The organism is Pseudomonas sp. GL_117 (assembly GCF_057835125.1).
The window spans coordinates 1,130,462-1,144,938 of the sequence record NZ_CM174418.1 but is presented as its reverse complement, the minus strand read 5'-3'; the positions used below and the strand labels follow the sequence as shown (position 1 = coordinate 1,144,938).

Annotated in this window: 10 protein-coding genes; 9 read left to right on the top strand and 1 reads right to left on the bottom strand. The window is 60.6% G+C overall.

Annotated elements, in window-relative coordinates:
* Positions 1-273: 273 nt before the first annotated feature.
* Entirely contained in the window at positions 274-1,398 is a 1,125-nt protein-coding gene (locus AC3ISR_RS05015) for a polysaccharide deacetylase family protein (RefSeq protein ID WP_192297547.1), read from the bottom strand.
* Positions 1,399-1,517: 119 nt separating this feature from the next.
* On the opposite strand from AC3ISR_RS05015, the gene yaaA reads away from it, so the two are divergent.
* The 9 genes from yaaA to AC3ISR_RS04970 all read left to right on the top strand — a co-directional run bounded on the left by yaaA (position 1,518) and on the right by AC3ISR_RS04970 (position 14,418).
* Positions 1,518-2,297, top strand: coding sequence for a peroxide stress protein YaaA (gene yaaA / locus AC3ISR_RS05010; RefSeq protein ID WP_192297549.1), 780 nt, complete (start codon positions 1,518-1,520; stop codon positions 2,295-2,297).
* 886 nt (positions 2,298-3,183) lie between these two features.
* Positions 3,184-4,500, top strand: a complete 1,317-nt coding sequence (locus AC3ISR_RS05005) for a nucleotide sugar dehydrogenase (RefSeq protein WP_192297551.1) — start codon at positions 3,184-3,186, stop codon at positions 4,498-4,500.
* An 83-nt stretch (positions 4,501-4,583) separates the two neighbouring features.
* Entirely contained in the window at positions 4,584-6,065 is a 1,482-nt protein-coding gene (alg8, locus tag AC3ISR_RS05000) for a mannuronan synthase (protein WP_162232016.1), read from the top strand.
* 38 nt (positions 6,066-6,103) lie between these two features.
* Positions 6,104-7,270, top strand: a complete 1,167-nt coding sequence (locus AC3ISR_RS04995) for an alginate biosynthesis protein Alg44 (protein ID WP_192297552.1) — start codon at positions 6,104-6,106, stop codon at positions 7,268-7,270.
* Between the two features lie 135 nt (positions 7,271-7,405).
* Complete coding sequence (algK, locus tag AC3ISR_RS04990; RefSeq protein ID WP_463983259.1) at positions 7,406-8,785, top strand: alginate biosynthesis TPR repeat lipoprotein AlgK; 1,380 nt, start codon at positions 7,406-7,408, stop codon at positions 8,783-8,785.
* Positions 8,782-10,266, top strand: a complete 1,485-nt coding sequence (locus AC3ISR_RS04985) for an alginate export family protein (RefSeq protein WP_226457454.1) — start codon at positions 8,782-8,784, stop codon at positions 10,264-10,266. Before algK ends, AC3ISR_RS04985 begins: the two co-directional genes overlap by 4 nt.
* Entirely contained in the window at positions 10,266-11,840 is a 1,575-nt protein-coding gene (algG, locus tag AC3ISR_RS04980; RefSeq protein ID WP_192297558.1) for a mannuronan 5-epimerase AlgG, read from the top strand. Before AC3ISR_RS04985 ends, algG begins: the two co-directional genes overlap by 1 nt.
* A gap of 11 nt (positions 11,841-11,851) precedes the next feature.
* Positions 11,852-13,300 carry an alginate O-acetyltransferase gene (locus AC3ISR_RS04975; RefSeq protein WP_192297559.1) on the top strand — a complete coding sequence of 483 codons (1,449 nt, stop codon included), beginning with the start codon at positions 11,852-11,854 and terminating at the stop codon, positions 13,298-13,300.
* Positions 13,301-13,308: 8 nt separating this feature from the next.
* Entirely contained in the window at positions 13,309-14,418 is a 1,110-nt protein-coding gene (locus AC3ISR_RS04970; protein ID WP_192297561.1) for a mannuronate-specific alginate lyase, read from the top strand.
* The last annotated feature ends 59 nt before the right edge of the window (positions 14,419-14,477 follow it).

Genomic DNA, 14,477 nt, shown 5'->3' with positions numbered 1-14,477 from the left:
ACCGAATGCACCTGAGGGACGTCAAGTGCATGCCCACATGAGGAGTCTTGAAAGACGCCACCTGTGCTGCAGGTTTCGGCGATCTGACTTCGTAATACCGCAAAACCTGTGACAGAAAAAAGCACTTTGACGTTTTTTTGAAGTTTATTTTTCAGGATGACGAATAGCACTAGCCGAGTGCCATGCACCCCGTTAAAGTCGGAAGTCAACCTGCAACGATTTGCCGCACAAAATCACCCCAAAAACGCCCCGCGCCCAACAGGGCCGGGCTCTTCAGCGAAACGCCTCGCGGCAGTCCTGCCAACCCAGGCCACTCTGTGCCGTCGCCTGCATCAGCAGGGGTAACGCAACCCGCGCCTTGTCCTGAGTGTCGTGAAACACGATCACACCTTTGCGCCACAACAGCATCAGCGTCAGCACCCGTTGCGCCGACTCTTCGGCCTTGAGCTTGCCCGGTTCGTCCTGGGAATCGATGTCCCACAACGCCACCTGCAAACCCTGGGACTGGAAAAACCCCTGACTGTCGGCGCGGCGCTGGCCGTAGGGCGGGCGGAACAGCGGCACATAGTTTTCCGGCATCAGGTTCTGCGCCAGCGACGCGCTGCGGGTGATCGAGCTTTGCCAGTCGACCCAGTGGCTGTGGGACCGATACTGCCAACCCTGGGTGCCCACGCACTGGCCCTGGTACAACGTCTGCACATCACTGGCAGAACTGCGCTCCACGCGGGTTTGCAGGCTGCTGCCAAGGACAAAGAAGGTGGCGTTCAGCTTCTGCTTGCGCAGGTAGTCGGTAAGCCAGTCGGTATTACCGCTGACGGGCGCGGGGCCGCCGTCGAAGGTCAGCAGGAACAGGCGGTCGTTGAATTCATCGCCATTACGCTCGTGATCGCCAAACCGCGCAACTTCACTGCTGATCTGCGGGAACAGCGCAGCCTTGCGCAGCAGCTCGTCCAGGTAGCGTTCGTGGAAAACGTGGCTGGGGTTCGCCCAGCCTATATAGAAGGAGTTTTCACTGACCTCGAGCTTGCCCGCCTGCTCGCGCAGATCGTCCATGTTCTCTACCAAGTAACAAAACGAGGCGTCCTCTTCGCAGCTTTTCTGGGCGACCAGGTAGTTCTCCAACAGGCGCTGCCAGAGCTGGCGACGCAAGTCGTCGATGGCGGCCAGGTTGATGATCTTCAAGCCCAGGCGCTGCTTGAGCGCCGCTTCGTCCAGGGCTTCGCTGGCCAACAGGCCATGGGCAAACATGAGGATTTCCGCACGCGAGGCCACATCGAACAGCGCCGGGCTGCTGAGCTTTTCGGGCCAGGTGCCACGGTCCAGGCTGGCCACATCCACCGGCGCGGCCTGGGCGTTCAGGCAGAGCAGGCAGGCCGACAATAAAAGCGCTATTCGCACGCAGGGTCTTCCTTTGCAGAGTTACCGCCCATCATAGCGGATCATGCCTATCGCCATCATAGGTGGAGTCAAAACGCCCCAGCCCCTAGAATCGCGGCACGATTTAAGGAGACGACTTCATGCTGACGGTGATTTCACCCGCCAAGACCCTCGATTTCGAGACCGCGCCCGCCACCCAGCGCTTTACCCAGCCGCAGTACCTGGATCACTCCCAGGAGCTGATCGAGCAACTGCGCGAAATGAGCCCGGCACAGATCAGCGAACTGATGCACGTGTCCGACAAGATCGGCGGCCTCAACGCGGCGCGCTTCGGCAGCTGGAATCCCGCCTTCACCCCCGCCAACGCCAAGCAGGCGCTATTGGCCTTCAAGGGTGATGTGTACACCGGCCTCAACGCCGAGACCTTCAGCGATGCCGACTTCAGCTACGCCCAGGACCACTTGCGCATGCTCTCGGGCCTCTACGGCCTGCTGCGCCCCCTGGACCTGATGATGCCGTACCGCCTGGAGATGGGCACCAAACTGGCCAACGCCCGTGGCAAGGATCTCTACGCCTTCTGGGGCACGCGCATCAGCGAATGGCTGAACGAAGCCCTGACCGAGCAAGGTGACGACGTGCTGCTGAACCTGGCGTCCAACGAGTACTTCTCGGCGGTCAAGCGCACGGCCCTGAATGCGCGGATCATCAACACCGAGTTCAAGGACTTCAAGAACGGCCAGTACAAGATCATCAGCTTCTACGCCAAGAAGGCCCGGGGCATGATGAGCCGCTTTGTGATTGAAGAGCGCATCAACGACCCGGCCAGGCTCAAGGAGTTTGATGTGCAGGGTTATCGCTTCAATGCCGAGCAGTCCAAGCCGGACAAGCTGGTGTTCCTGCGCGATCACGCACCGGAATAAAGCCAAACCCGTGTGCTTCAGACAATGAGATCCAAATGTGGGAGCGGGCTTGCTCGCGAATACGGCGTGTCAGTCGATAAATTCTTATCTGACCCACCGCATTCGCGAGCAAGCCCGCTCCCACAGTTTTGATCGCATTTCAAATCTAGAATCGCCATTTTTTTGGCGTCAAAAAACATTTTGACGTACTCCTAACAATTCTTTCACTCGACATTCGTCATTTTTTTTCGTAGTGGCACCACTTTTTTCAAACACTAGTGGCACAAAACTATCCCCGCGTACCAACTCCCTATAACTATTGGCCCAAATAGCAAGTGCTATCAATATAGTACTAGTGCCATCTCTTCTCATATTTCAAGAAATTTCAGGAAACAGGATGAGCGGGCTGGAACTTCATCAAAACCCACGGCTCATACCACCGGTAACGAAATTCTCTGTTTCTGTAAGAGATGACTTACATGGCGATCCAAGGAAGTAGCGAAGTTGCCCCATCAACTTTGACTCACGGGTCACATCATCAACTGATATGAGTTGAGGGCAGCGATAAGGATTAATTGCTAACCCCTATAGGCCAAGGCAGCGCTTACCCAAATGTGTCAGTGATGACACCCAAGGCTTTGATAGTTAAAGGCTTATGGCCTGTATCAAGGTCCTGCGGCACTGGCGTCGGACCCTTCCCCCAAGGAAGGCCGGCTGCATTTGAGGGCAAGCCCCAATAACAAGGCCAAGTTGCGCACAACTTGAGTGCAATAGTTAGTCACTCACTAATTAACATGCCCGTACGCGGTAAGTCGGCGTCTATTCGCCCAACTTCCGTGGCATCAGTGACGCTTGCAAACATGAACTCCGGCCAATTATTGGCATGATTATTAAAGAGGTAAATGCGATGCGCATCAGCATATTTGGTCTCGGTTACGTCGGCGCAGTCTGTGCCGGTTGCCTGTCTGCCCGTGGCCACGAAGTGGTCGGCGTAGACATCTCCAAGGACAAGATTGACCTGATCAACGCTGGCAAATCGCCCATCGTTGAACCGGGCCTGGGCGAACTGTTGAGCCAGGGTATTCAAACCGGCCGACTGCGCGGCACCACCAACTTCGCCGACGCCATCCGCGATACCGACCTGTCGATGATCTGCGTCGGTACGCCAAGCAAGAAAAACGGCGACCTGGAACTGGACTACATCGAAGCCGTGTGCCGCGAAATCGGTTTTGTCCTGCGCGACAAGACCACCCGCCACACCGTCGTGGTGCGCAGCACCGTGTTGCCAGGCACCGTGGCGAACGTAGTGATCCCGATCCTCGAAGACTGCTCCGGCAAAAAAGCCGGCGTCGACTTCGGCGTCGCGGTCAACCCGGAGTTCCTGCGTGAATCCACCGCCATCGCCGACTACGACCTGCCACCGATGACTGTCATCGGCGAGTTCGACAAAGCCTCCGGCGATGTCCTGCAGTCGCTGTACGAAGAACTCGACGCGCCGATCATCCGCAAGGACATCGCCGTTGCCGAGATGATCAAGTACACCTGCAACGTGTGGCACGCCACCAAAGTCACCTTCGCCAACGAGATCGGCAACATCGCCAAGGCCGTCGGCGTCGATGGCCGCGAAGTGATGGAAGTGGTCTGCCAGGACAAGACTCTCAACCTGTCCCAGTACTACATGCGCCCAGGCTTCGCCTTCGGCGGTTCGTGCCTGCCAAAAGACGTACGTGCCCTCACCTACCGCGCCAGCTCCCTGGACGTGGAAGCGCCGCTGCTCAACTCGCTGATGCGCAGCAACGAATCCCAGGTACAGAACGCCTTCGACATCGTTGCCGGCCACGACAAGCGCAAAGTCGCGCTGCTGGGCCTGAGCTTCAAGGCCGGTACCGACGACCTGCGTGAAAGCCCGCTGGTAGAACTGGCGGAAATGCTGATCGGCAAGGGTTACGACCTGAGCATCTACGACAGCAACGTCGAGTACGCCCGTGTGCACGGTGCGAACAAGGACTACATCGAAGGCAAGATCCCCCACGTGTCGTCTCTGCTCAACTCGGACTTCGATGACGTGATCAACAACTCCGACGTGATCATCCTCGGCAACCGTGACGAAAAATTCCGCGCCCTGGCGCAGAACGCACCGCACGGCAAGCAAGTGATTGACCTGGTGGGCTTCATGAAAAATGCGACCTGCACCACAGGCCGCACCGAAGGCATCTGCTGGTAACAGCAACGGCAAGTTTCAGGCGGCGCGCGTTTCCATCCCCAGCGCTCGCCGCCTGAAACCTCCTTCACCTTCGGAAGATGCTTATGTCCAAGTTAAAACACGTCCTACTGCAATCTGCCGGCTGGCTGTTCTTTCTCAGCCTGCTGATGGGACTCGCCCTGCTGTTGCCGGCGAGTACGTTCGACTCGGAGTCGAAGAATTTTATTTTCCTGATTGGCGCCGTCGGCATCTGGCGCTACTCGATGGGTGCTACGCATTTCTTTCGCGGCATGCTGTTTTTGTACGTGGTCTACCCGCACCTGCGCCGCAAAGTGCGCAAGCTGGGCAAGGCCGCCGACCCGTCCCACGTGTTCCTGATGGTCACCAGTTTCCGTATCGACGCGCTGACCACCGCGCAGGTCTACAGCTCGGTGATCCGCGAAGCCATCGAATGCGGCTTCCCCACCACCGTGGTCTGCTCGCTGGTAGAAATGTCCGATGAGCTGCTGGTGAAAAGCCTGTGGGAACGCATGAACCCGCCGGACCACGTGAAGCTCGACTTCGTGCGCATCGCCGGTACCGGCAAGCGCGACGGCCTGGCCTTCGGCTTCCGGGCGATCTCCCGCCACCTGCCGGATGACCGCGCCGTGGTCGCCGTGATCGATGGCGACACCGTGCTGGCCGAAGGTGTCGTGCGCAAGACCGTGCCGTGGTTCCAGTTGTTCGGCAACGTCGGCGGCCTGACCACCAACGAATTCTGCGAAGTGCGCGGCGGCTACATCATGAGCGAGTGGCACAAGCTGCGCTTCGCCCAGCGCCACATCAACATGTGCTCCATGGCCCTGTCCAAGCGCGTGCTGACCATGACCGGGCGTATGTCGGTGTTCCGCGCCAGCGTGGTGACCGACCCGGGCTTCATCGCCGACGTCGAAAGCGACTCGCTGCAGCACTGGCGCCTGGGCCGCTTCAAGTTCCTCACCGGCGACGACAAGTCCAGCTGGTTCAGCCTGATGCGCCTGGGCTACGACACCTTCTACGTGCCGGACGCCGCGATCAACACCGTGGAACACCCGCCGGAAAAGAGCTTTATCAAGGCCAGCCGCAAGCTGATGTTCCGCTGGTACGGCAACAACCTGCGCCAGAACTCCCGCGCCCTCGGCCTGGGTGTGCGACGCCTGGGCCTGTTCACCAGCGTGGTGCTGTTCGACCAGCGCGTGTCGATGTGGACCTCCCTGCTCGGCCTGACCGTGGCAATCATCGCCACCTTCAAATACGGCGGCGCCTTCATCCTTGCGTACCTGCTGTGGATCGGCATCACGCGCCTGATTCTCACCCTGCTGCTGTCGTGCTCCGGCCACACGATCGGCCCGGCGTACCCGGTGATTCTCTATTACAACCAGATCATGGGCGCGCTGGTGAAGATCTACGTGTTCTTCCGCCTTGATCAACAGTCCTGGACCCGCCAGGACACCAAACTGACCCGCGATTTGGCCAGCTTTCAACGTTGGTTCAACACCTGGTCGTCTCGGACCATGACCTTCTCCGCCGGCAGCATTTTCGTCGCCGTGTTGCTGATGATGGTCTGACCCTGCCAAGCCTGAATTAACTCTAGGAAATTGCCCTGATGAACAGCCAAGTAAATGCCAATGTTGTCCACGAATCCGAAGCCCAGCGCCAACATGCCCGGGTAAAAATTCCGGCCAAGCTGCGCTTCTTCAACACCGACCGCACCCAGACCGAAGCACGGGTGATCGACCTGTCCGCCGGCGGCCTGGCGTTCACCGCCACCCAGCCGTTGACCGTCGGCGAAGTGCACAAGGGCCGCCTGCAATTCGTCATCGATAACCTCGGCCTGGCCATGGACGTGGAACTGCAGATCCGCTCCTACGACCGCCAGACCGGCCGCACCGGTTGCCAGTTCCAGAACCTCGACGCCCAGGATATTTCCACCCTGCGCCATCTGATCACCTCGCACCTGTCCGGTGACATCGTGACCATGGGCGACGTGCTGGCGACCCTGCAACGCGATAACTTCACCAAGGCGCGCAAGGTCAAGGACAGCGGCAGCGGCATGACCGCGTTCGGTCGCCTGCGCGCCGTGGTATTCAGCGCGGGCATCTTCATCGTCGGCCTCGCCGCGTTTGGTTTCGTGTTCAAGTCGGTATACGGCATGTACTTCGTCAGCCACGCCCAGGCCGGCCTGGTCAGCGTGCCCGGCATGAACGTGACCATGCCCCGCGACGGCACCGTGCAAAGTCTGCTCAAAGGTGACGCGGTCGCCGCCAAGGGCGCGCCACTGGCGACGTTCAGCACCAGCATGCTGGATGTGCTCAAGGGCCACCTGGACGAAGACCAACTGCAACCGGCCAAGGTTGAAGAACTGTTCGGCAAGCAAATGACCGGCACCCTGACCTCGCCGTGCGACTGCGTGGTCGCCCAGCAAATGGTCGCTGACGGCCAGTACGCCAACAAAGGCGACGTGATCTTCCAACTGGTGCCTCGCGGCAGCCAGGCCAATGTGGAAGCACGCTTCACCTATCGCCAGTTCGCCGACGTGCGTCCAGGTACGCCGGTGAGCTTCCAGGTCGCCGACGAAGAACAGACCCGCACCGGCACCATCGTCAGCAGCACCAGCCTGAACAGCGCCGACCTGTCCTCCGACATCCGCGTGCAGATCAAGCCTGACGCCCCGCTGGACAGCACCTACGCCGGCCGCCCGGTGGAAGTGACCAGCGACCGCGGCCCTTCGCTGAACTGGCTGATCGACAAAGCCATGGCCAACGGTCTGTAAGCAGAGGACATGCCTGTGATGACTCCAATACAAACACCGCGGTCCCTGTGGGAGCGGGCTTGCTCGCGAAAGCAGTGTGTCAGCCAGCACATGTATCAACTGACAAGGCCCCTTCGCGAGCAAGCCCGCTCCCACATGGGTTCTCTGTGCACCTTGACACTTGCGGTGAGCCTCGCCGGTTGCGCCGGCCTGCCCGACCAACGCCTGGCCAATGAAGCGCTCAAGCGTGGCGACACCGTCACCGCGCAGCAGAATTACCAGCAACTGGCAGACCTGGGTTACAGCGAGGCCCAGGTCGGCCTGGCCGACATCCAGGTCGGCACCCGCGACCCGGCGCAGATCAAACAGGCCGAAGCCACCTACCGTGCGGCAGCGGACACCTCGCCCCGCGCCCAGGCCCGCCTCGGTCGCCTGCTGGTGGCCAAGCCCGGCAGCACCGAAGCCGAACACCAAGAAGCCGAAGGCCTGCTGAAAAAAGCCTTTGCCAATGGCGAAGGCAACACCCTGATCCCGCTGGCGATGCTGTACCTGCAATACCCGCACAGCTTCCCCAACGTGAATGCCCAGCAGCAGATCAGCCAATGGCAGGCCGCCGGTTACCCGGAAGCCGGTCTGGCCCAGGTGCTGCTGTATCGCACCCAAGGCACTTACGACCAGCATCTGGACGACGTGGAACGCATCTGCAAAGCCGCGCTGAATAGCACCGACATCTGCTACGTCGAGCTGGCCACGGTCTACCAGAAACAAGCCGCGCCGGAAAAACAGGCTGAACTGCTCAAGCAAATGGAAGCCGGCTACAGCCGTGGCAGCGTCACCGCCCAGCGCGTCGACAGCGTCGCCCGTGTGCTCGGCGATGCCAGCATTGGCACCCCGGACGCAAAAACCGCCCAGGCCCTGCTGGAAAAAATCGCCCCTGGCTACCCGGCATCCTGGGTCAGCCTGGCGCAATTGCTCTACGACTTCCCCGAACTGGGCGACGTCGACCAGATGATGAAATACCTGGACAACGGCCGCGCCGCCGACCAGCCGCGCGCCGAGCTGTTGCTGGGCAAGCTCTACTACGACGGCAAGTGGGTACCGGCCGATGCCAAGGCGGCCGAAGCACACTTCCAGAAAGCCCAGGGCAAGGAAGTCGCCGCCGACTACTACCTCGGCCAGATCTACCGCCGTGGCTACCTCGGCCAGGTCTACTCGCAAAAAGCCCTGGACCACCTGCTGACCGCTGCGCGCAACGGCCAGAACAGTGCCGACTTCGCCATCGCCCAACTGTTTTCCCAAGGCAAGGGCACCAAGCCCGACCCATTGAACGCCTACGTCTTCAGCCAATTGGCCAAAGCCCAGGACACCCCGCAAGCCAATGACCTGGCCACCCAGCTCGAAGCCCCGCTGACACCGGAGCAACGCGCCCAAGGCCAACGCCTGGTGCAACAGGAACTGGCCGCCCGCGGCACCCTGGCCCAGAGCACGTTGCAACTGCACGCCCTGGAAGAAGACGACGGCGAGGAATCCCTATGAAGCTCAACCCATTCGTCAAGGCCGGTATCGGCCTGACCTTCGCCCTGCTGTGGTCGTGCCCGACCCTGGCCGCGCTGACCGAAGCGAAGAACTTCGGCCTGGAAGTGAAAATCACCGGCCAGTCCGAAGACGACCGAGACCTGGGCACGCAAAAAGGCGGCGACGTCAACGGCATCGGCCTCGACGTACGCCCGTGGATCTACGGCGAAAGCGGCGCCTGGAGCGCCTACGCCATGGGCCAGGCCGTGGCTTCCAGCGACATCATCGAGACCGACACCCTGCAACAGTCCTCCGATGACGAGAACCAGCAAACCAGCAACGACGACCGCAAGACCAAGAAAAACTTCCTGGCGTTGCGCGAGTTCTGGGTCGGCTACAGCGGCTTCACGCCCTACCCCGGCGAGATCCTCAAGCTCGGTCGCCAGCGCCTGCGCAATGACGACGGCCAATGGCGCGACACCAACATCGAAGCCCTGAACTGGACCTTCGACACCACCCTGCTCAAGGCCAATGTCGGCGTCGCCGAACGCTTCAGCGAATACCGCACCGACCTCAAGGAACTCGCCCCGGTCGACAAAGACCGCCAGCACCTCTACGCCGACGCCGCCTACCAGTGGACCCCCGGCCAGTGGATCGGCCTGCGCGGCCATCACACCCATGACAACGGCAAGCTCGACTACCCGGAACCGGGCGTCGCTACCGACTCCCTGGACAAGCGTGAAAACGGCGACCTGACCTGGCTCGGCATCGAGGCCAATAGCGACGCCTACAACTGGCGCAACACCAACACCGTCAACTACTGGGCCAGCATCACCGGCATGCGCGGCGACCGCGACAAGGTCAACGCCTTGAAAGCCGACGGTTCGAGTCCCGACCAAGCCAAGCGCAGCGACAACCTGAGCGGCTGGGCCACCGACATCGGCGTGCGCCTGCGCCTCGATCCGCAGTGGCAAGTCGGTGCGGCCTACTCCCGCGCCAGCGCCGAGTACGAGCAGAACGGCCTGCAAAGCAACCGTTCGAACTGGACCGGCACCCAGTCCCGCGTGCATCGCTTCGGCGAAGCGTTTCGCGGCGAGATGAACAACATGCAGTCCATGAGCCTGTTCGGGTCCTGGCAGCTGCGCGAGGACTACGACGCCAGCCTGGTGTACCACAAGTTCTGGCGCGTGGACGGCAACAAGCCGGTCACCAGCAATGGCATTGCAGCCGTGGACAACACCACCGACGCCGCCGGCGACATTATCGCCAGCACCTCGCTGCCGCTGGCCGATGGCAAGAAAGACCTGGGTCAGGAAATGGACCTGGTGGTCACCAAGTACTTCAAGAAAGGCCTGTTGCCAGCCGGGCTCAGCCAGTCCATCGACGAGCCGTCGGCGCTGGTGCGGTTCCGTGCTGGCGTATTCAAGCCGGGTGATGCCTATGGCAGCGGAGTCGATTCCTACATGCACCGCGCATTTGTCGATGTGGTGTGGAAATTCTGATGGGAGCCTGCGCTATGAAACCTCACCGTTTGCTGGTTGCCGCGATGCTGATGGCGAACGCCACTGCTTTCGCGGATACCGCGCAGCAGGTCAAGGCGCCGACCATCGCCAAAGGGCTGCAACAAGCCAAGACCTACACTATTTCCAGCCCGCCGACCGCGCCGCTGGAAATGGCCAAGCCCGCCCTGCCTGACCTGTCGGGCTACACCGCCGCCGCGATGGAAAGCAAGATCGTGCGCAGCAAGCCGGGCAAGATCAGCCTGCGCCGCATGATGCAGGAAGACGCCCTCAAGGACTTTATCGGCGGTGACAACAAGATGGCCGAATGGGTGGTGCGCCAGCACGGCATTCCCCAGGCGATCTTTGTCGACGATGGCTACATGAACCTCAAGGACCTGCTGGGCAAGGTGCCCAAGCAGTACTTCAGCGAAACGTCGCCCGGGGTGTTCCTCGCCAAGCTGCCGATTGTGGTCGGGCGCAAGGGCATCCTCGACATCGACGGCAAGACCCAGGAGTTGCGCCTGTCCCAGGAAGCCGGTTCGTTCCTGATCAACGACGGCCAGTTGTTTGTGCGTGACACCAGGATCACCGGCTGGAGCGAAAAGGCCAACGGCCCGGCGCTGTTCAAGTCGCCCAAGGAGTTCCGCCCGTTCCTGCTGGCCTGGGGCGGCACCGAGACCTACGTCGCCAACACCAAGATGGCCAGTTTCGGCTATGCCAACAGTAAGTCGTACGGGGTGAGTATCTCCCAGTACACGCCGAACATGGCCAAGGTGCTCAAGCGTGCGGAGCCGACCGGCTGGATCATCGACTCCGAGTTCTCGGACATGTGGTACGGCTTCTACTGCTACGAGACCACCGGTTTCGTGGTCAAGGGCAATACCTACAAAGACAACATCGTCTACGGCATTGACCCCCACGACCGTTCCCACGGCCTGATCATCGCGGACAACACCGTCTACGGCACCAAGAAGAAGCACGGCATCATCATTTCCCGGGAAGTGAACGACAGCTTCATCTTCAACAACCGCAGCTACGACAACAAGCTCTCGGGCCTGGTGATCGACCGTAACAGCGTGAACAACCTGATCGCCGACAACGAGATCTACCGCAACCACACCGACGGCATCACCCTCTATGAGAGTGGCGACAACCTACTGTGGGGCAACAAGGTGATCGCCAACCGTCGCCACGGCATCCGTGTGCGCAACAGCGTGAACATCAAGCTGTACGAAAACACCTCGATGGCCAACGGTCTCACCGGCCTGTACGGCCACATCAAGGATCTGACCGACACCGACCGCGACATCGCCCTCGACCCGTTTGACGCCAAAGTCTCGCTGATCGTGGTGGGTGGCGAACTGGCGGGCAACGGCAGCGGGCCGCTGTCCATCGACTCGCCGTTGAGCGTGGAGCTCTACCGCGTATCGATGCTGGCGCCGACCAAATCCAGCGGCATCAGCTTCAACGGTGTGCTGGGTGATCGCCAGGAAGAGATTCTCGACCTGCTGGTACGCCAGCAGAAAGCCGTGCTGATCGACCCTGTCGAACGCCAGACCGAAATGCAGGACTGAGGATGACCCTTATGCACCCACACATGATCAAACTGCTGAGCCTCTCGGGTCTGACCCTCGGCCTGCTCGCGGCCAGCCAGGGCGTGCGCGCCGACGACGTACAGGCACCTAAATTCACTGCCGAACCGTGCTGCAGCCTGTGCCCGGCGGCGCATGACGCGAAGAACTACACCACCCGTTACCAGCAGAACTTCACCACCCTGGTACAAGCCCAGGGCGACTGGTTGTTCCGCACCCAGGAAGACCTGCGCACCGAATTCGACACCAGCCCCGCCGGCTACAAACGCATGCAGCAACTGCACGATGCGTTCAAGGCCAAGGGCGTGGAACTGGTGGTGGTCTACCAGCCGACCCGTGGCCTGGTGAACCGCAACAAGCTCAACCCCGAAGAGAAAGCCAAGTTCGACTTCGACAAGGCCCTGAGCAACTACAAGACCATGCTCGGCCGTTTCGCCAAGATGGGTTATGTGGTGCCGGACCTGTCGCCATTGACCAATGAGCAGCTGCCGGATGAGCTGCCGGCCCACGATTTCTACTTCCGCGGCGACCAACACTGGACGCCATACGGCGCCCAGCGCACGGCGAAAATCGTCGGCGCCAAAGTGCGCGCGATGCCTGAGTTTGCCGACATTCCCAAGCGCGAATTCGAAACCACCCGCTCCGGGCGCATGGGCAAGACCGGCACCCTGCACAACATGGCCGGGCAACTGTGCGGCACCAGCTACGCAGTCCAGTACATGGACCAGTTCACCACCGAGCCCAAGGGCGAAGCGGGCGACGGCGACCTGTTCGGCGATTCGGGCAACCCGCAGATCACCCTGGTGGGCACCAGCCACAGCGGCAAGAACTACAACTTCGCCGGCTTCCTGGAGCAGGAAATCGGTGCCGACATTCTCAACGTCGCCTTCCCTGGCGGCGGCCTGGAAGGTTCGATGATCCAGTACCTGGGCAGCGATGAATTCCAGAAGAGCCCGCCGAAAATCCTCATCTGGGAGTTCTCGCCGCTGTACCGCCTGGACCAGGAGACCATCTACCGCCAGATGATGTCGCTGCTCGACAACGGCTGCGAAGGCAAGCCGGCACAGATGAGCGCCAGCACGTCGTTGAAGCCCGGCAAGAACGAATTGATGGTCAACAGTTCGAACAAAGACCTGCGTAACGCCAATCACCAGGTTGATATCCGCTTTGCCGACCCGTCGGTGAAAACCCTGCAAGCCACCCTCTGGTACATGAACGGGCGCCACGAGGACATCAAGATCGAGAAACCCGACACATCCGATACAGACGGGCGTTTCGCCTTTGAACTGCGCACCGATGAAGACTGGGCCGCGCAGAACCTGCTGGCCGTGGAAGTGCAAGGCCCCGAGGCGGGCCAGGCCGCGCAGAAGGTTGAAGCGAAAATTTGCACACGCAACGTATTCCCAAGCGGCGGTCAGAAGACCGCCTCCCTCGGGCAATGAGGTTACCTATGCAGAAGTTATTGATCCCTACGTTACTCGGCCTGGCGATGTTTGCAGGTTCGGTCAACGCCGCCGCGCCCCTGCGTCCGCCCCAGGGCTACTTCGCACCGATCGAGGCGTTCAAGACCGGCGACTTCAAGGAAAACTGCGACACCATGCCGGCGCCGTACACCGGGCCGTTGCAGTTTCGCAGCAAGTACGAAGGCTCGGACAAAGCCCGTTCCACCCTGAACGTGCAGTCGGAAAAAGCCTTCCGTGACAGCACTGCCGACATCACCAAGCTGGAAAAAGACACCAGCAAGCGCGTGATGCAGTTCATGCGTGACGGTCGCCCCGAACAGCTCGAATGCACCCTGAACTGGCTGGTGTCGTGGGCCAAGGCCGATGCATTGATGTCCAAGGACTTCAACCACACCGGCAAGTCCATGCGCAAATGGGCACTGGGCAGCATGGCCTCGGCCTATGTGCGCCTGAAGTTCTCCGACTCGCACCCGTTGGCCAATCACCAGCAGGAATCCCAACTGATCGAAGCCTGGTTCAACAAGCTTGCCGATCAAGTGGTCAGCGACTGGGACAACCTGCCGCTGGAAAAAACCAACAACCACTCCTACTGGGCCGCCTGGTCGGTGATGGCGACGTCCATCGCCACCAACCGTCGCGACCTGTTTGATTGGGCAGTGAAGGAATACAAGGTCGGCGTGAACCAGGTCGACGACCAGGGCTTTTTGCCGAATGAATTGAAGCGCCAGCAACGAGCCCTGTCGTACCACAACTACGCCCTGCCGCCGCTGTCGATGATCGCCAGTTTTGCGTTGGTCAACGGTGTCGATCTGCGCCAGGAAAACAACAGCGCGCTCAAGCGCCTGGGTGAAAAAGTCCTGGCCGGGGTGAAAGACCCGGACATCTTCGAGCAGAAGAACGGCAAGCAGCAGGACATGAAGGACCTCAAGCAAGACATGAAATATGCCTGGCTTGAGCCGTTCTGCAACCTCTACACCTGCGCCCCCGATGTGATCGAGCGCAAGCACGGCATGCAGCCATTCAAGACATTCCGCCTGGGGGGTGACCTGACCAAGGTCTACGACCCGGCGCATGAAAAAGGCAACAAAGGTTCCTGAATAACTAACTGAAGGAACAGGGTCCCCATGTGGGAGCGGGCTTGCTCGCGAATGCGGTG

What these genes read in the sequence shown, in the direction of transcription:
- AC3ISR_RS05005 (WP_192297551.1), top strand. Translation starts at nt 3,184, where the DNA reads ATGCGCATCAGCATATTTGGTCTCGGTTACGTCGGCGCAGTCTGTGCC.
- algK (WP_463983259.1), top strand. Translation starts at nt 7,406, where the DNA reads ATGGGTTCTCTGTGCACCTTGACACTTGCGGTGAGCCTCGCCGGTTGC.
- alg8 (WP_162232016.1), top strand. Translation starts at nt 4,584, where the DNA reads ATGTCCAAGTTAAAACACGTCCTACTGCAATCTGCCGGCTGGCTGTTC.
- AC3ISR_RS04975 (WP_192297559.1), top strand. Translation starts at nt 11,852, where the DNA reads ATGCACCCACACATGATCAAACTGCTGAGCCTCTCGGGTCTGACCCTC.
- yaaA (WP_192297549.1), top strand. Translation starts at nt 1,518, where the DNA reads ATGCTGACGGTGATTTCACCCGCCAAGACCCTCGATTTCGAGACCGCG.
- AC3ISR_RS04985 (WP_226457454.1), top strand. Translation starts at nt 8,782, where the DNA reads ATGAAGCTCAACCCATTCGTCAAGGCCGGTATCGGCCTGACCTTCGCC.
- algG (WP_192297558.1), top strand. Translation starts at nt 10,266, where the DNA reads ATGGGAGCCTGCGCTATGAAACCTCACCGTTTGCTGGTTGCCGCGATG.
- AC3ISR_RS04995 (WP_192297552.1), top strand. Translation starts at nt 6,104, where the DNA reads ATGAACAGCCAAGTAAATGCCAATGTTGTCCACGAATCCGAAGCCCAG.
- AC3ISR_RS04970 (WP_192297561.1), top strand. Translation starts at nt 13,309, where the DNA reads ATGCAGAAGTTATTGATCCCTACGTTACTCGGCCTGGCGATGTTTGCA.